Source organism: Ruegeria sp. HKCCD7628, from assembly GCF_057221005.1.
Map to the genome: position 1 here is coordinate 593,713 of NZ_JBWVBA010000001.1, position 20,255 is coordinate 613,967.

General features: G+C 57.8%; 19 protein-coding genes. 6 read left to right on the forward strand and 13 right to left on the reverse strand.

The genetic code is table 11. The features are described from left to right. Nucleotides 1-5 precede the first annotated feature (5 nt). The 3 genes from AC2TAD_RS02950 to AC2TAD_RS02960 form a co-directional block, all read right to left on the reverse strand. Nucleotides 6-404: a DUF2147 domain-containing protein gene (locus AC2TAD_RS02950; RefSeq protein ID WP_170354569.1), complete on the reverse strand. Its 399-nt coding sequence runs from the start codon at nucleotides 402-404 to the stop codon at nucleotides 6-8. A gap of 40 nt (nucleotides 405-444) precedes the next feature. Beyond that, nucleotides 445-2,250, reverse strand: coding sequence for an ABCB family ABC transporter ATP-binding protein/permease (locus AC2TAD_RS02955; protein ID WP_480866644.1), 1,806 nt, complete (start codon nucleotides 2,248-2,250; stop codon nucleotides 445-447). A gap of 78 nt (nucleotides 2,251-2,328) precedes the next feature. Further along, nucleotides 2,329-3,741 carry an Ig-like domain-containing protein gene (locus tag AC2TAD_RS02960; protein ID WP_480865847.1) on the reverse strand — a complete coding sequence of 471 codons (1,413 nt, stop codon included), beginning with the start codon at nucleotides 3,739-3,741 and terminating at the stop codon, nucleotides 2,329-2,331. 126 nt (nucleotides 3,742-3,867) lie between these two features. Here AC2TAD_RS02960 and AC2TAD_RS02965 point away from each other — a divergent pair, with 126 nt between their 5' ends. Further along, a complete protein-coding gene (locus tag AC2TAD_RS02965) occupies nucleotides 3,868-4,431 on the forward strand; it encodes an LOG family protein (RefSeq protein WP_480865849.1) in 564 nt (187 codons plus the stop codon). Between the two features lie 35 nt (nucleotides 4,432-4,466). On the opposite strand, the gene AC2TAD_RS02970 is transcribed toward AC2TAD_RS02965, so the two are convergent. Then, nucleotides 4,467-4,919 carry a host attachment family protein gene (locus AC2TAD_RS02970; RefSeq protein WP_170354573.1) on the reverse strand — a complete coding sequence of 151 codons (453 nt, stop codon included), beginning with the start codon at nucleotides 4,917-4,919 and terminating at the stop codon, nucleotides 4,467-4,469. Between the two features lie 570 nt (nucleotides 4,920-5,489). Between AC2TAD_RS02970 and AC2TAD_RS02975 the strand changes: the two genes are divergently transcribed. Next, nucleotides 5,490-6,236, forward strand: a complete 747-nt coding sequence (locus AC2TAD_RS02975; protein ID WP_480865851.1) for a calcium-binding protein — start codon at nucleotides 5,490-5,492, stop codon at nucleotides 6,234-6,236. 199 nt (nucleotides 6,237-6,435) lie between these two features. Here AC2TAD_RS02975 and AC2TAD_RS02980 read toward each other — a convergent pair whose 3' ends face one another. Further along, nucleotides 6,436-7,035, reverse strand: a complete 600-nt coding sequence (locus AC2TAD_RS02980; protein ID WP_170354575.1) for a superoxide dismutase — start codon at nucleotides 7,033-7,035, stop codon at nucleotides 6,436-6,438. A 100-nt stretch (nucleotides 7,036-7,135) separates the two neighbouring features. On the opposite strand from AC2TAD_RS02980, the gene AC2TAD_RS02985 reads away from it, so the two are divergent. Then, nucleotides 7,136-7,897 carry an FkbM family methyltransferase gene (locus tag AC2TAD_RS02985; RefSeq protein WP_480865852.1) on the forward strand — a complete coding sequence of 254 codons (762 nt, stop codon included), beginning with the start codon at nucleotides 7,136-7,138 and terminating at the stop codon, nucleotides 7,895-7,897. Nucleotides 7,898-9,081: 1,184 nt separating this feature from the next. On the opposite strand, the gene AC2TAD_RS02990 is transcribed toward AC2TAD_RS02985, so the two are convergent. From AC2TAD_RS02990 to AC2TAD_RS03005, 4 genes are all read right to left on the reverse strand, one after another. Beyond that, nucleotides 9,082-9,648 (reverse strand): sarcosine oxidase subunit gamma, encoded by a 567-nt coding sequence (locus AC2TAD_RS02990; RefSeq protein ID WP_480865853.1) that lies wholly within the window; start codon nucleotides 9,646-9,648, stop codon nucleotides 9,082-9,084. After that, nucleotides 9,641-12,670, reverse strand: a complete 3,030-nt coding sequence (locus tag AC2TAD_RS02995) for a sarcosine oxidase subunit alpha family protein (protein WP_480865855.1) — start codon at nucleotides 12,668-12,670, stop codon at nucleotides 9,641-9,643. Before AC2TAD_RS02995 ends, AC2TAD_RS02990 begins: the two co-directional genes overlap by 8 nt. 43 nt (nucleotides 12,671-12,713) lie before the next feature. Continuing rightward, entirely contained in the window at nucleotides 12,714-13,043 is a 330-nt protein-coding gene (locus AC2TAD_RS03000) for a sarcosine oxidase subunit delta (RefSeq protein ID WP_170756359.1), read from the reverse strand. Nucleotides 13,044-13,119: 76 nt separating this feature from the next. Further along, complete coding sequence (locus AC2TAD_RS03005) at nucleotides 13,120-14,364, reverse strand: sarcosine oxidase subunit beta family protein (protein ID WP_170752492.1); 1,245 nt, start codon at nucleotides 14,362-14,364, stop codon at nucleotides 13,120-13,122. A gap of 196 nt (nucleotides 14,365-14,560) precedes the next feature. Here AC2TAD_RS03005 and ccmI point away from each other — a divergent pair, with 196 nt between their 5' ends. Genes ccmI through AC2TAD_RS03020 form a run of 3 tightly spaced genes read left to right on the forward strand, consistent with a single transcriptional unit; the run spans nucleotide 14,561 to nucleotide 16,492 of the window. Continuing rightward, nucleotides 14,561-15,781, forward strand: a complete 1,221-nt coding sequence (gene ccmI, locus AC2TAD_RS03010; RefSeq protein ID WP_480865856.1) for a c-type cytochrome biogenesis protein CcmI — start codon at nucleotides 14,561-14,563, stop codon at nucleotides 15,779-15,781. Next, complete coding sequence (ruvX, locus tag AC2TAD_RS03015) at nucleotides 15,778-16,242, forward strand: Holliday junction resolvase RuvX (protein WP_170354583.1); 465 nt, start codon at nucleotides 15,778-15,780, stop codon at nucleotides 16,240-16,242. Before ccmI ends, ruvX begins: the two co-directional genes overlap by 4 nt. A 16-nt stretch (nucleotides 16,243-16,258) precedes the next feature. Continuing rightward, nucleotides 16,259-16,492 carry a DUF1289 domain-containing protein gene (locus AC2TAD_RS03020; protein ID WP_170354584.1) on the forward strand — a complete coding sequence of 78 codons (234 nt, stop codon included), beginning with the start codon at nucleotides 16,259-16,261 and terminating at the stop codon, nucleotides 16,490-16,492. Nucleotides 16,493-16,735: 243 nt separating this feature from the next. Here the strand turns inward: AC2TAD_RS03020 and AC2TAD_RS03025 are convergent, their stop codons facing one another. From AC2TAD_RS03025 to dusA, 4 genes are read right to left on the reverse strand one after another with little or no spacing between them, the layout of a single operon-like run. After that, nucleotides 16,736-17,464 carry a SpoIIAA family protein gene (locus tag AC2TAD_RS03025; protein ID WP_480865858.1) on the reverse strand — a complete coding sequence of 243 codons (729 nt, stop codon included), beginning with the start codon at nucleotides 17,462-17,464 and terminating at the stop codon, nucleotides 16,736-16,738. 35 nt (nucleotides 17,465-17,499) lie between these two features. Next, on the reverse strand, nucleotides 17,500-18,282 hold the full coding sequence (locus AC2TAD_RS03030; protein WP_480865860.1) for a hypothetical protein: 783 nt from the start codon (nucleotides 18,280-18,282) through the stop codon (nucleotides 17,500-17,502). Further along, entirely contained in the window at nucleotides 18,279-19,103 is an 825-nt protein-coding gene (locus tag AC2TAD_RS03035; RefSeq protein ID WP_480865861.1) for a sulfite exporter TauE/SafE family protein, read from the reverse strand. The genes AC2TAD_RS03030 and AC2TAD_RS03035 overlap by 4 nt, the downstream gene beginning before the upstream one ends. Nucleotides 19,104-19,134: 31 nt before the next feature. Further along, nucleotides 19,135-20,166, reverse strand: coding sequence for a tRNA dihydrouridine(20/20a) synthase DusA (gene dusA / locus AC2TAD_RS03040; protein WP_480865863.1), 1,032 nt, complete (start codon nucleotides 20,164-20,166; stop codon nucleotides 19,135-19,137). Between the last annotated feature and the right edge of the window lie 89 nt (nucleotides 20,167-20,255).

The window sequence follows — 20,255 nt, forward strand, 5'->3', positions numbered from 1 at the left end:
CTTCCTTACAGGCGCGTCCAGGATTGATGAGCGCAGATATGATGCTCGCAGCCCTTCACCCGCAAAGTATCGCCCTCAAGCGTCATCTGCGGCACGGCATCCACGTCAATCAGGGGAACCCAGAATTCGCCCCCTCCGTATTTGCCATTGCCTTCGCTGGTCACATCCCAAAACAGTTTCTTACCGATGTTGGGCGTCTGAACCTCTTTGCCCGACGCGTCATACGCCGACAGGATTTGCCCGCAAAACGCATCGCCACACGCGGTAATCTTGATGTGCGACGTCAGGTTCTTGCGATCCGGCTCGGTCTTCCAGACGCCTATGATCGGGTCATCTCCGGCCCAAGCTGCACTGCATGTCAGCGTTGCCACGCAAACAAAGGATATCCACGAAAACTGACGCATTCCAACACCTCCGGAGAATATCCCGAAGTCTAGCACAAGATTACGCTGCTTGCGCGTCCGATTGCTGCCGGTTCCACAATTGCGCGTACCGCCCTTCACGCTGCAGCAATTCGTCATGAGTGCCTTGTTCGATGATCTCGCCACGTTCCAACACAACAATACGATCGGACTCGGCGATTGTGCTAAGACGATGGGCAATGGTCAGCACCGTGCGTCCTTTGCCAGCTTGGGCCAACGCGTCCTTGATCTCTTGCTCGGTGTCGGTATCCAGCGCCGATGTCGCTTCGTCCAGCAAGAGGATCGGAGGGTTCTTGAGCAACGTGCGCGCGATCCCAACCCGCTGCTTTTCCCCGCCTGAAAGTTTCAGCCCACGTTCCCCAACCTTGGTGTCATAGCCTTCAGGCAACGTAACGATAAAGTCGTGGATTTGCGCCGCTCTTGCGGCGGCTTCGACATCCTCTTGCGTGGCACCATTGCGGCCGTACGCGATGTTGTAGCGGATCGTATCGTTGAACAATACGGTATCCTGCGGGACAACTCCGATGGCCGAATGCAGGCTGGTTTGCGACACGTCCCGTACGTCCTGCCCGTCGATTTTCAATGCCCCGCCGGTCACATCATAGAACCGAAACAGCAGACGCCCTATTGTGGATTTACCCGACCCTGTTGCCCCCACGATTGCCACAGTCTGCCCCGCAGGAACGGTCAACGACACGCCCTTCAGGATTTCACGGTCAGGATCATACCCAAACCGGACATCCTGTAGCGTCACCTCGCCGCCGGTCACATCCAGCGCGGGCGCATTGGGCTTATCCGTTACCTCGGCCGGCTGCTCTAACAGATCGAACATCTGCCCCATATCAACCAGAGCCTGCCGGATCTCACGATAGACCGTTCCCAGAAAGTTCAAAGGCACTGTAATCTGGATCATGTAGGCATTCACCATCACGAAATCGCCCACGGTTAATGTACCCGCTTGCACGCCCAGCGCGGCCAGCACCATGACCCCGATCAACCCACAGGTAATCAGGAAGGACTGCCCGAAATTCAGGAAAGCCAATGAGTACGCCGTTTTGAGCGCGGCCCCAGCGTAAGCCTTCATCGACACGTCATACCGCTCAGCTTCGCGTTCTTCCGCATTGAAATACTTGACGGTTTCAAAATTCAGCAGACTATCGATGGCGCGTTGGTTGGCTTCGGTGTCCTGATCGTTCATCTCACGGCGCAATTTTACGCGCCATTCTGTCACCGCAAAAGTGAACCAGATGTACAGCGCGATGGTGACCGCGACCACAACCAGATACCACACGTCGAACAACCACATCAGGATGATCGCAACCAATAGCAGCTCAAGGATCAAAGGCCCGATAGAGAACAATAGGAATCGCAGTAGAAAATCGACCCCCTTGACGCCACGCTCGATGATCCGGCTAAGGCCACCGGTACGGCGGGTCACGTGATAGCGCATCGACAATTGGTGTATGTGCTGAAAGGTCTCAAGCGCCAAGGCCCGCAATGCCCGCTGACCGACAGGTGCAAACGCCGCATCGCGCAACTGCTGGAACCCCACCGTCATCATCCGCGCAACACCGTAAGCGACCGTCAGCCCAACGGCTCCGAGTGCGAGCGGAGGCACCCCCTCGGCGGCAAGGCTGTCAACCGCGCCCTTGTAAAGGATCGGCGTGTAGACAGCGATCAGCTTGGCGATAACCAACATACTCATGGCGATAACGACACGTCGTTTCACCCATGGCTCATCCTCGGGCCATAGATAGGGGGCGACCTTGCGGATCGTTCGCCAGCCGGAACGGCGTTCGTCGACCTGGGGCATGTCGTCGGAATGCATATGGGCTGCTCGTCTCATCACGTACCAAACCTGCGGTCAGAGATTGGCCCCTGACCCAAGAGGGTCAGAAGTACAGGATTACTCGGGAATGGTGAAGACCTGCCCTGGATAGATCAGATCAGGATCACGGATCGCATTGCGGTTGGCTTCGAACACACGCACGAACAAAAGCCCATCCCCATAGCGATCACGCGAGATTGCCCACAACGTGTCGCCCTCCTGAACAGTGACCGAACGGATGACCGGCGCATCGGGTGCGGCAGACCCATTGGCGGCATCAGCGGCACGCAGAACTTCTAGAGGTTCGCGTTTGAAGGGCGTCTCAAGACGGCTGACGACGGTTCCGTCCGTACCGACCTCATCCACCCGCAAGGTGTAAACACCGGGGTCGACCCCCTCAAGCTCGCTGCGCCACTTACCGTCATCGGTTGGCGGCAAATCCGCAACCAATCGGTTGTTCAAGTAAAGGCGCACCACCGAACCATCAGGCACGCGGCCCGTCAACTCGACATCACCGGCGTCAGAATACCCGATAGTGTCCAGTGCAACCTGATCCGATGCGCTGTCCTGTGGAGACGCAGGTTGCACCAGCTCAATCCCGTCTTCACCCGAACGCAGTATCGCAACCTGTTGATTTTGGGTTTCTTCCTGCACAGGCTCTTCCGGAGCGTCAAGCACAGCATCCGCGGTCGGAGCGGTTTCCGCTTGCGCGGTGTCTAGCAGTTCGCCGCCCTGTGTCGGGGCGCCCGTCTCGTTCTGTTCATCGTCGGACTGCTGACTGGCGCTCGCGACCTGATCATCCTCGGGCACTGACGTCTCAGTCTGCGCAGTTTCAGCACCTGCCGAAGAGGATTCCCGCGCTTCGGGCGTTGCCGGTGCGTCTTCAGCGGGTTCAGCCGCCGTAATTTCGACCTTGGGCTCGGGTAAGGCAGCGATCAAGTAGTCATCCGACCGGACCGGCTGATCGTCTTTGTCTGTCTCCAACACAAGCCCCCGCGCGGTGTTGGCGAACGGGATCGTGACGAATACGGCAAACTGGCCGCTGCCGTCGACCGTAAAGCTGTGCAGAGTTTCCCCATCCAGCAGGACGCGCACCAAAGCACCTGGCTCAGCCGAGCCGGACAGAACCGCGTTCCCGTCCGGTTCAACGAATATCTGATCAAGAGTCGGCGGTGACACTTCGGGCGCCGCTTCAGTTTCTGCTTGGGCCGTTTCTACTTTCGGCTCTGCGGGAGCCTCGGTCTCAGCCGCTTCTGTGTTTTCCGAAGGGCTTGGTTTGCTGCCTTCACCCTCGGACACGGCCGCGCTTTGCTCTGTTGCGGTGTCTTGAACCGGCTGATCTGCCACATCCGTTTGAGCGCCCGACCCTTCGGGCTCTTGGTCAAACACCCCGGACATATAGGCCCCTGTGGCCCCGACCAGAACCAGTATCCCGATGATCACCCCCCAGGTGACAGGACCGGTGCTTTCGCTTCCCGACTTGGCGTCCATTTTTTTCCTTTCACTCCGCAGCGCAAATGCTTTGACTTCCACACATTCTGCGTGACGGTTGAGCCAATCTATCAATCCCGCTATCAGGGGTCAAAACCGCAGTTACAACCCCGGAGAGCCTATATAATGACCCAGAAATCCGTCTGTGTGTATTGCGGGTCACGCAATGGTGTTAATTCGGCCTATGCACAGGCTGCGCGCACATTCGGGCGGCACCTTGCCAAAGAAGGCTGGCGTCTGGTCTACGGCGCCGGAGATGTGGGGCTGATGGGAGAGGTCGCCCGCGCCACACAAGACGCAGGAGGAGACACGTTCGGCGTCATCCCAGTTCACCTGTTACAGCGCGAGGTTGGCAAGACCGACCTGACCCGTTTTGTGATCACCGAAACGATGCACGAGCGTAAGAAGGTCATGATCATGAACGCGGATGCGGTTGTCGTCCTTCCCGGCGGCCCCGGATCGCTGGACGAGCTGTTCGAAGCGTTGACATGGCGCCAGTTGGGCCTGCACGACAAACCCATTCTGGTGATGAACGTGGACGGGTATTGGGACGCCCTGCACGATCTAGTGCAGCAGGTCATTGGTCAGGGCTTTGCCGACGCTTCGCTGGGCGATTTCATTACGTGGGTCGACGGGCCGGAGACGGCCATGGCAAATCTGCGGACACTGTTGGCCGCCCGCATGGGATAAGCAGGCGAGCGTGTCGCCTGCTTTCGGAATTTAGTCTAAGTTGCAGGCTTCAAACGGTTAATCAAAACCTGCTCGACCTTATGGAGTGGGTGGTTGGTCAAAGTCTTGTCAACTTCGGCCACGACCTTGCCCAGCACTTCGCTGTGCAGACGCCGACGCAAAAGGCCCAGGACATGAGGGCTGGCGACCAGGACAAGCCGTTTATACGCTCCCTTCAACCCCTTTCGGTTCAACAGGTTAGCAACGTCTTGCACGAACAGAGACTTTGCCTGCGCTTTCCACTTGGGTTCTTCAACCGCGGATTTCTGGTTCGGACCAGCATCAGCGCGCCGCCCTGCCCGATCCGATGGTCGGCCTGCCGGCCCGTCGGTCTCTTCGACGGAAACAATCATCAAATTCGGGTCTTCCGCGTCCGTAATGTTCTCCATGAACAGTGCTTTTTCGCCGTCAGCAATGACAATCCAAGTTCCCTGTGAAAGTGCGACCATCGTGATCTCCTGTTGTGGTTTTATGTGACCATCCCTTGTTCAACGGACATAGGTATCCCTTTGCGCGCCAACGGTTTTTCAGCGCGCTGCTCGAGCTTTTTTAGTAGATTGGCGGTTCTCTCCCTCCGCCTAATATAGCTAGGGACGACCGGGGCCCGTACAATACTCATTCAGATTAATTCGAATTTATCGGCGGGAAACTACCGATGGGTACGCTAGCGAACCAGAAGCGGATGAAGATGCTAATATGCGAACCGGCAAATAAAGTTTGCCGCACAGTGCAACCAATTCAATTTCTGCCGAGCGGGACAAAGCTGCCGTTGGCCGCACCGCAGCACGCCTTACCCGAATGAACGTCCGGTTGGCGGACATTGGTGCCATTCGAGGAAAGCCTTTAGCCCACGCTCTCAAAATTCCACTTGCTAATTCTGAGCTTTGACGGGGACGCGAAACCCTCAAGCTCGGGTCGACCGAAATCAATGGCGGTAGACGTAGTCAAACCGATGCTGTACCGTGAACCGACGGCAGATCAGGCAGAAGCAATTCCTTTCCATCTTTGAGGGAAGTATAATGCCGCGAAAACCACCGAAAAACGATAGCGAAAGCTCTGTAGTCGACTTGGGCGTGCTTGCGTCCAAAAAGAACTTCGATAGCTATATAGATCACCTTTATACTGAAGAGGAGAATGTTCCTCACTTCGATTTTTATTCCGCCAAGGGAAAACAGGCTCCGGTTCATGTTGTTGGCAGTGATGTCAGTGAGGATGTTATTCTCACTGACTTGGACGATGTCGCCGAAATGGGTGACGGCAACGACGTGGTCGTCGGTCTGTATGGGAATGATACAATCTCGGGTGGTGATGGTGGCGACTATTTGTTCGGAGATACGGATTGGGCAGTTGGCTTCGGCCAGAACTCCGACGATGTTTTGAACGGCGGAGCAGACGATGACCTGATCGTAGGCGACGCTCCGAACCTATACGGCGACACTGTCGGAGGGAACGATATCATTGTCGGAGGGACTGGGAACGACGACCTCTGGGGAGATGGTTCTCTCTTTGAACAGGCCCAAGGAGGAGCCGACAGCTTCGTTTTTGAACCGGACAGTGGGCTAGATACCATCCATGACTTTGAAGTGGGAAAAGATAAGCTGGATATTTCCGGGTATGGTATTGCCGAGACAGAGTTCTTGTCGCTGGATATTCAAGAGATAAACGGTAACACGATCATCGACCTTGACAGCACCGCTTTGGACTTGAACGAAATTACACTTCTAGGAGTCGTCGGTGTAAGTGCTGATGATTTCGTCTTTGCCTAGTGTGGAAAGTCGCGTGAACCACCATTGATGCAATCATTCGCTGCGCTTTATCCAAACGTCTTCTTTGGGCTCAAAGCGGTCATAGAAATGAAGAATGCTGCCGATTCCTCAACCTCCTGCAGCAACTGTTTACTTCAAAAGAAAAAGGCCTGCTCACTCACGCAAGCAGGCCCTCAAAAACGTACTACCGGTCAGCCGATCACATCCGCGAGGCGACGTTTTCCCAGTTGACCAGATTGTCCAGGAAGTTGGTCAGGTAGGCCGGACGCTTGTTGCGGAAGTCGATGTAGTAGGAATGCTCCCACACATCGCAACCCAGCAACGCTGTCTGACCAAAGCACAGTGGGTTCACGCCGTTTTCAGTCTTGGTGACAGCCAGCGAGCCGTCTGCGTTCTTGACCAGCCAGGCCCAGCCCGAGCCGAACTGGCCAGCACCTGCCGCGCTGAACTGCGATTTGAATTCGTCAACCGAACCAAAGCTTTCGACCAGAGCCTTCTCCAGCTCACCGGGCATGGCGTTATCGCCGGGGCCCATCATCTCCCAGAACTGGTTGTGGTTCCACAACTGGCTGATGTTGTTGAAGATACCGTTCTGGGCGACAGCATTTGCGTCATAGGTCCCCACGATGATCTCTTCCATCGACTTGCCGTCCCATTCGGTTCCGGCGATCAGCTTGTTGCCGTTGTCGACATAGGCCTTGTGGTGCAGGTCGTGGTGATATTCCAATGTTTCCGCGGACATGCCCTTGGCTGCCAGCGCGTCATGTGCATAAGGAAGATCAGGAAGTTCAAAAGCCATCTCGGCCCCCTGTTGAAATGATTGTTGCGGTTCCAAAGGTTAAATGCTTTGGCAACGGCCATAGGTCAAGGGCAGAGACTAGAAAACCCGGAGGTCCGCGATGCTGACACAGGCGCGCAAGATGTTTTACCGCGCCCGCGGATACTATTCAGGCAGCCTGAATGGAGAACGGTTTCGACTGGACCCCTACCATTCGAAATTCTGGCGCAAGGCCACTGCTGGCCTGTGGGAGCCCGAGACTTTTGCCGTGTTGGATGCTCATCTGAAACCCGAAAGTGATTATTTGGATATAGGTGCATGGATCGGCCCTACCGTTCTTTACGGCGCGAGGCGCGCGCGACATGTATGGTGCTTTGAGCCTGACCCCACCGCTTACCGGTACCTGGCCTGGAACATGGATTTGAACAACGTCCGCAACGTCTCGGCCTTTGGCGTAGCCCTGTCGGATCGGTTCGGCGTTGCACGTATGGCCTCGGTAAGGGGAGAGCCCGGTGATTCCACCAGTTCCCTTTTGCATGACGCGGCTCATGGCAGTGATGCGCTGACCATTGCCTGGGATCAGTTCGAAGCCGCGACCGACCTGTCCAGTGTATCACTCGTTAAAATGGATATCGAGGGGGCAGAATACATGGTTCTGCCCAGCCTTATTCCGTTTCTGAAAGTGACCCGCCCCGCGCTTTATCTTTCTACCCACGCGCCGCTTTTGCCCGAGGCGCAACGTCAGGATCGAATGGCCAAACTGGCGGATTTGTTGTCGTTTTACCCATCTTGCCGCAATGCCAACGGCGAAGAGGTCGGGGTGCAAGCCCTGACTGCGCCAACGTCGTTGAACGGTTTTCAGTCGTTTGTCTTAAGCGGTTAGGCTTTTTCCCAGCCGCTTGTAGGTCTAAAACAAGGTAGGCGCGGATATCGGCTGGCAGCGCCCAATTCCACTGGGTCGGTTTCCCAAATTGGCCTGCGGGAAACTTGCCGACATCTTTAACTTGTTCGTCTCGGGGTCGACTGTCGCAGTATACGACACACGGTATTGGCGCGTAGAGTTTGAGGACAGTGTAAGGCGCCATGACAATCGGTATTCGCCTTTTCGCGTGAGTTTCAACTTGGCATTTGCTGGTGTGTTTTCATCAATCCGCGCAAGCTCATTGGCAGAGCGGATTGCGCCATCGAATGCCCGCGCGCGCTTAGTGTCAGCATCGACACTCAGCAAGACAACCGGAGGAATCCATCCTTGCGCTTCCAAGCTGTGTAACTCGCACTCATAATTCACGATGCCCGCCTGAGCAGACGCCGTACACATCACAGCCGCGATCGAATACAAAAACTGTTTCAAAATCCTAGTCTCCTAAATCAGGATTTGGGGGTTCCAATACCTTTGCAACGTCCTTTTGCAAAACCGTCGCGCGCCGCTCATGCGGATACAGTGGAAGGCTTTGTAATCGCTTTCATCGTTCTGCGATCCAAAGAAATCGAGAACTCCTGATCCCTCAAATCGATTGCATCAATACGCGATTCATTACCTGCATACGTTCTTCCCGTAGCCGCATAAAAACAGGTCTGACCGACCCACGCGATCGACAATTTGATCGGAGAATCTCGTCGGATTCGGCCCGGCCCTGTGTCAGTTACGATGCCCGGAATCTCGACCTCATGCAGCAGAGCGGAACGCCCGAATTCGTCCACTGGAAACACCACTTTCTCAGGTGTCGGACGATTCGCCAGGCCTTTGCCGAATGTGCACCCCAAAGTTTCTTTATATGTCTCAGCCAAAACCACAGCTGGCGAGACGATCAATGCGGCACAAACCGCAATCATTCTTAGTGAAATCATTAATTCCGTTTACTCTAGCAGCACTGTTGAACACTATCGGCACTCCACACGTCATACGTGATAATATCAGCCAACACTCTAACAATGAGTGTCGCTTGAAGGAAATCCATTCTTACGTCACGAACCAAGCTGATCGGATCAATCACAACTGTGCTGTCGCAGCAACAAAAAGGGCCACCAGGTTCCCCGGCAGCCCAAAAATCTAGCGTTTTAAAATGCTTAGTAAACACCAACCTCACTGCCCGGTTGCGCCGCAACCTTAAGCAGTTTGAACGCGTAGTCTGCGACTGATCGGAAGCAAACCACGCGGAAGGTCTCGGCGTCGTCCATCCAGAACGCGCCCGCAACCTGCGCCAAACGCGAGCGGCGGATCTGGCCGGGCTGGAAGGCATCTGCCGACAAATCAACCGGAGCCAGCTTGCCCATTACCTCACGCGCAGAAGATCCCGAAACGCAGAAGACCGCCCTGGCATCCGAGACGTTCACGGCCAGCGCATGTGTGCCGCTAAGCGTTTCGGTCATCTGCGCCAGTTTGGCGTTCACCTCTGAATAGGGCACCAGCACCAGCAATTCGTCCGGAGACATCCAACACACGCCGGTATCCCCGTTGACGCTTGCCTCGCGCTGACCGGGCACTTTCTGCCCGGTAGCGTCCTTGACGGACTTGGCCAGTACCTTGTCGGACAGATCGCCGCGCAGGGTGATCATTCCTTGCAAGCCGCATTCCGCTACCTTGGCGATGCCGTCATAACTGGCGTGGTTCAGTGCGCTGATGGGTTCAGACATTCTGCTTCTCCCCGTCCTTATCGTAAAAGATCGGATCGACGATCTTGGCCTTGTAGGTTTTGCCGTCGGTTCCCGGAAACTCGACAATCTCGCCCATTCGGTCAGGACCGTGCTTGATCAGGCCCATGGCGATGCCCTTGCCCAGATTGGCCGAGTAATAGGTCGAGGTGACGCGCCCGATCATGTTGCGCTGACCGTTGGCATTGACGCCCTCGCCCACCGCATAGGCACCATCGGGAAGGACAGAACCATCCACAGTCTCAAGTCCGACCAGTTTCCAACGGTCCGGATCGGCCATATGGCTGCGCGTGTGGGCGCGCTTGCCCAGATAGTCCTCTTTCTTTTTCGACAGCGCCCAGTGTAGCCCCAGATCTTGCGGGATCACGGTGCCGTCTGTCTCGTCCCCGATCATGATAAAGCCCTTTTCGGCCCGCAGGATGTGCAGACATTCAGTGCCGTAAGGCATCACGCCGAACTCTTTGCCCGCGTCGATCAGAGCATCCCAGAACGCCTGACCCTGAGACGCGGGAACCGCGATTTCATAGGACAGTTCACCCGAGAACGAGATGCGGTAGGCCCGCGCATCGAACGCACCGATCTTGCCGTCACGCCATTCCATGAAAGGCAGCGCTTCTTTCGAGACATCCATGCCGCCGCCTGCTTGAGCGTTCAGCTTCTCCAGCACCTTGCGGGCGTTGGGGCCAACAACAGCAACCTGCGCGTATTGCTCGGTGACGTTCGCGACATAGATTTTCCAGTCCCACCACTCCGTCTGCAGCCATTCTTCCATGTGACCATGGATACGCTCGGCACCGCCGGTGGTGGTGTGGCACAGCCATGTATCTTCGTCGATCCGCGCGACAACACCGTCGTCGATCAGGAAGCCGTTCTCTGAACACATCAGGCCATAGCGGCATTTGCCGACCTTCAGCGTGGACATCATGTTAGTGTACATCATGTCCAGGAACTTGCCCGCATCGGGCCCTTTGACGATCAGCTTACCCAATGTCGAGGCGTCCAGCAGGCCGAGGTTTTCACGGGTATTCTTCACCTCGCGATTGACCGCGTCATGCACGGACTCACCGGGACGGACATAGGCATAGGTCCGACGCCAATGGCCGACCGGCTCCCAGTCTGCACCGTTCTTGTCGTGCCAGTTGTGCATCGGGGTTTGGCGGATCGGCTGGAACACCTCACCGCGCGCTTCGCCACCGATCGACGCCAGCGAGATGGGCGTATAGGGCGGGCGGAAGGTGGTGGTGCCGACCTTCGGAATCTCTGAATCCAGGGCATCAGCAAGGATCGCTAAACCATTGATGTTACTCAACTTACCTTGGTCGGTCGCCATGCCCAGCGTGGTGTAACGCTTGGTGTGTTCGACGCTTTCGTAACCTTCGCGCGCCGCCAGCTGAACGTCGGAGACTTTGACGTCGTTCTGGAAATCCAGCCAGGATTTCATCCGCAAACCGATCTCGGCATTCGCCGGCATCAGCCAGACCGCCGCCATCGGAGCCTCAGCCGTGGTCTCACCGACCGGGGCCTTGGTGCGCTTCGCTGTGAACCCGGCCGCCTTGGCCGCTGCTTTACCCGCCGCATCCGCGTCGGTCAGAACATCGCCCAGCGCCAGCGGACCATTCGACGAGCCCGCGGCCAGCACGAACCCTTCGCCATCAGCACCAAGCGGAGGTCGCGACGGGTCAGGACGGAAATGCGCCTGCGCCTCGTCCCAGATCAACTTGCCGCCGCAATGCGACCACATGTGAACGACCGGAGACCAGCCGCCCGACATGGCGACCGCGTCGCATTCGACCTCTTCACGCGCGCCACCGATGCCTTCTTGGTTGCACAGCTCGACCTTTTTGACGCGCTTGCCGCCTTTGACCTTGGCAATCGCTTTGCCGGGGTCAACGCGGATACCAAGTTCGCGCGCCTCATTCGCCAGCGGACCAGCCGTGTCGCGTGCATCGACCACGCGCAGCACATCCACACCGGCTTTCTTGAGGGTGATCGCGGTGCGATAGGCGTCGTCGTTATTGGTGGCCACAATCACACGCTCGCCGGGGGTCACGCCCCAGTTCACCACATAGTCGCGCATGGCCGAGGCCAGCATCACGCCCGGCACATCGTTGCCCGCAAAGGACAACGGACGCTCGATCGCGCCGGTGGCAGTTACCACCTGTTTCGCGCGGATGCGCCACAGCCGGTGACGTGGGCCTTGGGTGCCCGGTTTGTGATCGGTCAGGCGCTCATATCCCAGCACGTAACCGTGGTCATAAACCCCGGCCCCCATGCAACGATTGCGCATCGTGACGTTGTCCATTGCTTCGAGTTCGGAAACCAATTGTTCCACGAACTTATCCACAGGCTCGTCATTGATCGTGCCGCCATCAACCGGAGCACGCCCTCCCCAATGCGCTGTCTGCTCGATCAGCATGACTTTGGCACCGGACGCGGCTGCCACCTTCGCAGCCTGCAGACCCGCCACACCGCCGCCGATCACCAGAACATCGGTGAAGTGATAGAAGTGCTCATAGGTGTCCGCATCGCGGTTGTCCTTGTCGGGCGCTTTGCCCAGACCGGCGGACTGACGGATGAACGGCTCGTAGACGTGTTTCCAGAACGGTTTCGGATGGATGAACGTCTTGTAGTAGAAGCCAGCCGGCAGGAACCGCGCCAGCGCCGTGTTCACGGCACCAATGTCGAACTCGAGATTCGGCCAGTGGTTCTGCGAGATCGAGGTCAAGCCATTGAACAGCTCGGTCGTGGTGGCGCGCTGGTTCGGCTCGAACCGGTTGCCCTGTCCCAGGCCGACCAGAGCGTTCGGCTCTTCCGCGCCGCTGGCGACAACGCCGCGCGGACGGTGATATTTGAACGACCGGCCCATCATCATCTGATCATTGGCCAGCAGGGCCGAGGCAAGCGTGTCGCCCTCGTAGCCCTGCATCGAGGTGCCGTTAAAGGTGAATGTGACCTGTTTCGACCGGTCGATCAGCCGGCCTTGGTTTGCGAGACGGGTGCTCATGTTGCGGACCTTTCGCAGGCGGAATTACGGGTGGCTGGGCGGATCATTCGAACTCTCTCCAGGTCCAGCCGGGGCGCTTGGCGGTTATCGCTTCGCGGATTTCTTTGGGCGGCTCGGTGGTCTGGGCCGAATAGGTGCCAAATACCTCTAGCGTGTCGGTCGCACGCGCGGCGTGGAACCACTTGCCACAGCCATTCACGTGACGCCAGCGTTCAAAGTGCACACCTTTGGGGTTTTCACGCATGAACAGATAGTCGTGGAACTCGTCATCAGACGCGCCGGGACCAAAGCGCTTCAGATGCGCTTCGCCGCCAGCGGCCAGTTCAGTTTCTTCGGCATCGACGCCGCAATAGGGGCAATTCAGGATCAGCATATGGTCATCCTTTTCTCGGTTGGTCGACACTCGGGCCGACCAGAATTCTGTGTTGTGGTCACTTCGGGCAGAGCCCTTAGTGTGCCACCCCGGCGGCGACGCTTTCGTCGATGAAACGGCCTTCCTTAAAACGCTCCAGCGTGAAGGCTTCGGTCAGCGGCGAATGGCCCGTGGCCATCAGTTGCGCCATACCCCAGCCCGAACCCGGAATGGCCTTGAAGCCACCCGTGCCCCAACCTGCGTTGATGAAACAGCCCTGCAGCGGCGTTTTCGACAGGATCGGAGACCGGTCGCCGGTCATGTCCACAATACCGCCCCACTGGCGCAACATCTTCAGGCGCGAAATCATCGGGAAGGTCTCGACCAGCGCCCGCACAGTTTCCTCAATATGATGGAACGAACCGCGCTGGGTGAAGTTGTTATAAGCGTCGGTGCCGCCACCGATGACCATCTCGCCCTTGTCGGATTGCGACATATAGCCATGCACGGTGTTGGCCATTACGACCACGTCCATGCAGGGTTTGATCGGCTCGGACACCAGCGCTTGCAGCGCTACGGCCTCAAGCGGCAGACGGAAGCCCGCCATCTCAGCCAGTTGACCGGAATGGCCCGCGACCACGATGCCTAGTTTTTCACAGTCAATCGCACCTTTGGTGGTGTCGACGCCGACAACGCGGCCATTGTCCTGACGTACGCCAGTGACTTCGCATTGCTGGATGATGTCCATCCCCATAGCCGAACACGCACGGGCATAACCCCAGGCCACCGCATCGTGACGCGCGGTGCCACCGCGTTCCTGCCAAAGACCGCCCAATACCGGATAGCGCGGCCCGTCCAGATTGATGATCGGCACCAGCTCTTTGACGCGCTCGGGCGTGATCCATTCGGTCTTCACGCCTTGCAACGCGTTGGCATGGGCCGTGCGCTGATAGCCACGGATCTCGTGCTGGGTTTGCGCCAGCATGATCACCCCACGCGGACTGAACATCACGTTATAGTTCAGATCCTGGCTCAGGTCCTCGTAAAGGCTGCGCGCCTTTTCATACAGCGCCGCCGACGGATCCTGCAAATAGTTCGACCGGATGATGGTCGTGTTCCGGCCGGTATTCCCACCACCCAGCCAACCCTTTTCGATCACCGCGACATTTTGAATGCCGTAGTTCTTTCCAAGGTAATACGCCGTGGCCAGTCCATGGCCGCCAGCACCGACGATGATCACGTCATATTTCTTCTTTGGCTCGGGCGAGCGCCAAGCGCGCTCCCATCCTGTGTGATAGCGCAGCGCTTCGCGCGCCACAGCAAAGGCTGAATAGTGTTTCATAAGCGAATCCATCCGGTTCGGTGATTGTGCGCAGATATGCCGTGTAACGACAGTATACCCCTGCCATCCAACGCCGTAATAGCGCACTATTGCGACATAGCCCTCAATATTGCGACATGAAGTCGTCTCGCGGCCATTTGCCCCTTTTTTCCGACTGCTCGCGGGTCTAAGTCAAGGCAGCCATTTAGGAGCTAACATGACTTTCTGGGCCCTCTTGATCCTGACCGCGCTGCTGATCGCAGTGTTCCTTGGATATTCCATGCTGAAGGGACGCAAAGACCGCGAACCCGCAGCCGCTTTTGACCTTCGCGTTTATCGCGAGCAGTTGGCTGGTGTGGACCGTGATCTTGCACGTGGTGTGATCAGTGAGGCCGATGCGGAACGGGTGCGGACCGAAATCTCGCGCCGGATTCTGTCTGCTGACGCGCAGATGCGTGCGCAGGGGACACAGGATGGCCCTCCAGTCTGGGCCAATACGGTGGCTATTGTCGTGGTTGCCGCTGTCCTGATCGGCGGCGGTTTTTGGATCTACCGCCAAATGGGCGCCGCCGGATTGCCGGACCAGCCCTTGTCGCTACGTAAGGAGTTGGCCGAAACAATGCGGGCCGAACGCCCTAGCCAGGCCGAAGCCGAAGCCGAAGTTCTACCTGACTTGCCCGAGCAACTGGACGAAGGATACGCCAACCTGTTGCAACAGCTGCGCAATACGGTTGCCGAACGTCCCGACGATTTGCAAGGGCACGTACTGCTTGCCCAGCACGAGGCGAATGCTGGCAATTTTGCAGCGGCATACAAAGCGCAGCAGCGGGTGATTGAACTCTCGGGTGGAGCGGTTCCTGCAGATGCTTACGCACATCTGGCCGAAATGATGATCCTGGCCGCTAACGGATATATATCACCCGAAGCCGAAGACGCACTTCGGCAGTCCTTGCAACGTGATCCCCGAAACGGCCCCGCGCAATACTATCTTGGACGGATGATGACACAGGTTGGCCGTCCTGACATCGGATATCGCATCTGGGTCGAGGCGCTGCGCACATCGCCCGCAGACTCGCCCTGGGCACAGGCCATGCGCGCCCAGTTGGAGGAGTTGGCGTTCCGCGCCGGTGTCTTCAACCCACCAAACATCCCGGCCCCGTCCGGACCGTCTCAGGAAGACGTGGAAGCCGCCGCAGACCTGACACCTGAAGAACGCCAACAGATGATCATGGGCATGGTCAACCAGCTTTCGGATCGACTGGCGACCGAAGGCGGACCACCCGAGGACTGGGCGCGGCTGATCAGTGCACTGGGCGTTTTGGGTGAAGGTCAGCGCGCGATCGACATCATGCAAGAGGCAAACGCGGTCTTTGCCCGGGATGCCGAGGCGTTGGAGATCATTGACGCCGCCGCATTGCAGGCCGGGATCGCGCAATGATCCATGACGCGTTCGAGGATTTCGCCGCTTCGCTCACACCGATGACCGCATTGATGGGATTGGATTTGGGCGAAAAAACCATCGGTGTGGCCGTCTCGGACCGGATGCGCGGTGTGGCCAGCCCTTTGGAAACCGTTCGGCGCAAAAAGTTCACTCTGGACTCTGCGCGCCTGCTGGAATTGATCGCCGAGCGCGAGATCGGAGGGGTCATTCTTGGCCTGCCGAAAAACATGGACGGATCAGAAGGTCCGAGGTGCCAATCCACGCGCGCGTTTGCCCGCAACATGATGCGTTTGACCGAAATTCCCATCGGGTTCTGGGACGAGCGCCTCAGCACGGTTGCGGCAGAAAAGGCACTGCTCGAGGCGGATACGACACGAAAACGTCGCGGACAGGTTATCGACCACGTTGCAGCAGGCTATATTCTGCAAGGAGCGCTGGACAGATTGCGCTTTCTCTAAGGATCGGATGACACCAATGACAAACATGGTCTGGAAACGGAACGAGGTCGAAAGCCCCTGCGTCCAGATTTGTGTCGTTCACCCGACCGAGCGGATCTGCACTGGTTGCTATCGGACCATCGACGAGATCACACGTTGGTCCAAGATGGACAGTTCCGAACGCGCCGAGATCATGGAAGCCCTGCCCGCACGAAAGCCGCAGCTTGCGAAACGGCGTGGCGGTCGTTCGGCCCGCCTGAACAAATCCTGAGCCACAGGCTGAGCCTGCGCCGTTGCAGGTTGGTCTGAACTCCGAGGGGGTCAAGTTCGAAGACAAGTGGTGAGTGAGTGGCAACCCACAACGGCGCGCTTCAGCATTGGTGTTTTCCAGACGTGGCAAGACCGGAAAACCCTTGAACCCTATTTCTTTTTTGACTGACTGATCAAGAAATAATCAGAGGCGAGCGCGCTTACCTTGCGTCAACCTAAGGGCGATCCAACTTGATGGTGCCGGTTATCCTGCAGCCAGCCAAGTTTTCGCGTGTTCAATATCTTCCGACGGGAAATATTGGGTTCGGGTGCCCAGCACATGACCGGCCACGCGTTGCGCCATATGCTGCCAGGCCTTGTCGCCAACAATCGCCGCACGATCCAGCAACCCGATATGACCGCGTGCCAGTCGGAAATGCGCAGCCAGAGCAGACAATCCCTGCCATCCGTCAAACTCCCGCAGGTCGATCAGCAGGCGAAAACCGGTTTTCCCTGCAAGCATCTGGTCCAGATGCGCCTCGGCCTTTTGATACTCTTCGGGGTCAACCTTACCCAACAGGCTGATCTGAACGCATGGCCCACCAAGATCGGTCACATGGATCAACCCGAGGGATTCGCGGATCCAACGACGCGCTGTTTCGACCTCGGACAGTTCAAATACCTGGACCGGACAAGGCAAAATCGGAGCCGCCAATCGCACACTGGTCTGAACCCAACTCTGATCGGCCACCACGGCAATCCGGTCGAACCCGCGCCAATGGCTTAGGCCCAACTTAGTGTCCGCCCAAGCAGCACCCAGGTCGTACCCTTTGAATTCGGGCTGAACGATTGCCATCAATCGAACGGTTTCATGTTCGATCAGCGCGGCCTCGATGGCGGGAATTAAAGTATCGCTGTAATCCGCGCTGGTGACTTCGCCGGACAGCTCGACTTCGATCTGTGCTCCGTCGGCGAGTGTGTGGACCGTAATCATGACCCCATACCTCCTAACCAATACATGGCTGTAGGTTACGGGAATTCGATCCACTCGGCCACACCGCCTTGGAATTCCGGGCGGAAATAGGCGATCATCCGACCATCTGGCCCAGCCGAAGCACTGTCCGACCAAGGGGCCACCCCATGCAGGCAGTGACGGTGCAAAAGATACGTCTCACCAGGACTGGCGGGCAATTCCAGGCGAGTGCAGGTCTCGAACACCTCGCGTCGGGCAGACTGATAGATGTCTGTAACATCCACCTCGTGCAACGTATCACGCGGTCTACCATGCAGAGCCTTTTCGAAAGCTGCCCGCAAGACCTTATGGCTGCCTTCCCATAAAACCATCGGCGAAGCATCAGCGCTCACTTCGGTCAGCGGAAGGCCAAGTATCCAGGCGTGCGGCTCGTCCACTCTGCGGCGACGGTCAGGACCCGTAGGGCGCAACCCATCCACATGCGCTGCATCACGGTTGCGTCGGTAACGCCCGGCTGCCTCGCTTTCGCCGCGGCGTGGCTTGGGGTAGCCGGGATACATCACAGACACCTGCCCCTTGTGCAACGGCAGAGTTCCATAATGCTCGGTCACGAATTCCAGCGCCTGGCCCTGCAGCGGCCCTGATCGCCCCACCCTGCCCTCTACATCGTTGTCCAGCGCATCCACACCGATGAACCACGTGCCTTCGCAGTCTATCCACTCGCCATGGGCCGGATCAACGACTGCAGCCCGAGCAGCTGGCAGAACGTGTGCTACCCATTCAGCGACGGCGGGGTCATAGGGAAACTTTACCCAGCCTTTCTGCCAAAACGTCGTCAAAGGCCCATCGCTTTGCGCAGCATATTAAGGGCCACCAGCGTCAGGAAAACGGCAAAAACACGTTTGAGCGGTTTGGGGTCCATCGCGTGGGCCAGCTTAACCCCCCAAGGGGCGGTGATCATCGTCATCGCCACAACAATCGCAAATGCCACCAAATTCACCGCGCCAACGGTCATTGGCGGGCGGTGTTCAGGCGCGATATTCAAAAACAGAAACCCGATGACGGACGGAACCGCGATGATCACCCCAAAGCCAGCTGCCGTCGCAACGGCCCGGTGAATGGGCGTGTTGAACAGGCTCATCAAGGGCACACCAAAGCTGCCGCCTCCGATCCCCATCAATACCGACAGAAACCCTACACCCGGTGACAAAGCGGCCCGGCGGAGCCCCTTGGGCATCGCGTCCCCAAGCCGCCATTCAGATTTTCCGAAACCCAAATAAGCACCAATCACCATCCCCAGAATGCCGAACAGCGCCTGCAGTGCCTCGGTGCGTAGGGCCGAAGCCACGGTAACTCCGATCACTGCCCCAATTGCGATCCCCGGCCCCCAGCCGCGCAAAATTTCCCAGTCTACGGCCCCTTTTTTGTTGTGGGCCATCACGGACCGGACCGAGGTCACGATGATGGTCGCCAGAGACGTCGCCAGACACAATTGCATCAATTGCGGGCCGCCATAGCCAAGGGTTTGAAACGCATAGAAAAATGCAGGCACCAATACGATGCCACCGCCAACCCCTAGCAAGCCCGCCAGAACTCCGGCCAATGCGCCGATCACCAGCAATAGGCCCAGCATCTGGGCCAGCAAAAACGTTTCGGGCATTCCCCCCCCATATCGGCCGGTTGGCCGCTTTTTAACTCACTTCGACCTGCGCGTCGGGCGCGACCCGATCCAGCGCCTGCAGCAGAACCTCAGGGCCTGCCCCCTCGTGAACGGCACCTTCGGACAAGACGCGCCGCCATGCACGCGCCCCTGGCCGCCCTGCAAACAGCCCAAGCATATGACGGGTGATCTGATGCAAACGCCCGCCGCTGGCAAGGTGTTGTTCGATGTAAGGCACCATCTCATGAACCACCTCGAACGGGTCCGCAGGTTGCCCAGCCTCAAAGATCAAAGGATCTGCCCCTGCCAGGATGTCTGCAGGCTGGTGATAGGCAGCGCGTCCGATCATTACCCCATCAAGGCCGGCATCTAAATGCGTGCGCGCCTCCTGCAAAGAGTTTATTCCACCGTTGATCGAGATATGCATGTCGGGAAACAACGCCTTCATGCGGTGCACCAAGTGATAGTCCAGCGGAGGGATATCGCGGTTTTCCTTTGGACTCAGCCCTTGAAGCCACGCTTTACGTGCGTGGATTGTAACCCTCTGGCAACCCGCAGCGTGGATCGCATCCAGAAACGCTGGCAGCACGAGGTCAGGATCCTGATCATCTACTCCGATCCGGCACTTCACGGTGACCTCGACGCCTACAGCCTCGCGCATCGCCGCAACACATTCGGCTACACGCGCGGGATCTTTCATCAGCACCGCACCAAACGTGCCAGATTGCACCCGGTCGGACGGGCAGCCGCAATTCAGGTTGATCTCATCATAACCTACCTCGGACCCCAACCGCGCGGCTTGCGCCAGCTCTTGCGGGTCCGAGCCGCCCAGTTGCAACGCCACAGGGTGTTCCTGCGGGCTGTAGTCCAGCAGATGCAACGCCCCACCCCGAACCAACGCCGGGGCCGTTACCATTTCCGTATAGAGCAAAGTCTGACCGCTCAGCAGTCGATGCAGAAACCGGCAATGACGGTCCGTCCAATCCATCATCGGCGCAACCGAGAGCCGCGCCGCCCGCCGAGTTGTGGCGTGGTTTGAATGTGCGATCTGAACCTCTGGCATTTTCCTGGCTTTTACCTCGAAACACATCTTACGAGGGGGGCGTCTAGCACTGTTTAGACCATAAACGCCACAGGCAAAGCCATCCAAGC

What these genes read in the sequence shown, in the direction of transcription:
- AC2TAD_RS02950 (WP_170354569.1), bottom strand. Translation starts at nt 404, where the DNA reads ATGCGTCAGTTTTCGTGGATATCCTTTGTTTGCGTGGCAACGCTGACA.
- AC2TAD_RS02955 (WP_480866644.1), bottom strand. Translation starts at nt 2,250, where the DNA reads ATGCATTCCGACGACATGCCCCAGGTCGACGAACGCCGTTCCGGCTGG.
- AC2TAD_RS02960 (WP_480865847.1), bottom strand. Translation starts at nt 3,741, where the DNA reads ATGGACGCCAAGTCGGGAAGCGAAAGCACCGGTCCTGTCACCTGGGGG.
- AC2TAD_RS02965 (WP_480865849.1), top strand. Translation starts at nt 3,868, where the DNA reads ATGACCCAGAAATCCGTCTGTGTGTATTGCGGGTCACGCAATGGTGTT.
- AC2TAD_RS02970 (WP_170354573.1), bottom strand. Translation starts at nt 4,919, where the DNA reads ATGGTCGCACTTTCACAGGGAACTTGGATTGTCATTGCTGACGGCGAA.
- AC2TAD_RS02975 (WP_480865851.1), top strand. Translation starts at nt 5,490, where the DNA reads ATGCCGCGAAAACCACCGAAAAACGATAGCGAAAGCTCTGTAGTCGAC.
- AC2TAD_RS02980 (WP_170354575.1), bottom strand. Translation starts at nt 7,035, where the DNA reads ATGGCTTTTGAACTTCCTGATCTTCCTTATGCACATGACGCGCTGGCA.
- AC2TAD_RS02985 (WP_480865852.1), top strand. Translation starts at nt 7,136, where the DNA reads ATGCTGACACAGGCGCGCAAGATGTTTTACCGCGCCCGCGGATACTAT.
- AC2TAD_RS02990 (WP_480865853.1), bottom strand. Translation starts at nt 9,648, where the DNA reads ATGTCTGAACCCATCAGCGCACTGAACCACGCCAGTTATGACGGCATC.
- AC2TAD_RS02995 (WP_480865855.1), bottom strand. Translation starts at nt 12,670, where the DNA reads ATGAGCACCCGTCTCGCAAACCAAGGCCGGCTGATCGACCGGTCGAAA.
- AC2TAD_RS03000 (WP_170756359.1), bottom strand. Translation starts at nt 13,043, where the DNA reads ATGCTGATCCTGAATTGCCCCTATTGCGGCGTCGATGCCGAAGAAACT.
- AC2TAD_RS03005 (WP_170752492.1), bottom strand. Translation starts at nt 14,364, where the DNA reads ATGAAACACTATTCAGCCTTTGCTGTGGCGCGCGAAGCGCTGCGCTAT.
- ccmI (WP_480865856.1), top strand. Translation starts at nt 14,561, where the DNA reads ATGACTTTCTGGGCCCTCTTGATCCTGACCGCGCTGCTGATCGCAGTG.
- ruvX (WP_170354583.1), top strand. Translation starts at nt 15,778, where the DNA reads ATGATCCATGACGCGTTCGAGGATTTCGCCGCTTCGCTCACACCGATG.
- AC2TAD_RS03020 (WP_170354584.1), top strand. Translation starts at nt 16,259, where the DNA reads ATGACAAACATGGTCTGGAAACGGAACGAGGTCGAAAGCCCCTGCGTC.
- AC2TAD_RS03025 (WP_480865858.1), bottom strand. Translation starts at nt 17,464, where the DNA reads ATGATTACGGTCCACACACTCGCCGACGGAGCACAGATCGAAGTCGAG.
- AC2TAD_RS03035 (WP_480865861.1), bottom strand. Translation starts at nt 19,103, where the DNA reads ATGCCCGAAACGTTTTTGCTGGCCCAGATGCTGGGCCTATTGCTGGTG.
- dusA (WP_480865863.1), bottom strand. Translation starts at nt 20,166, where the DNA reads ATGCCAGAGGTTCAGATCGCACATTCAAACCACGCCACAACTCGGCGG.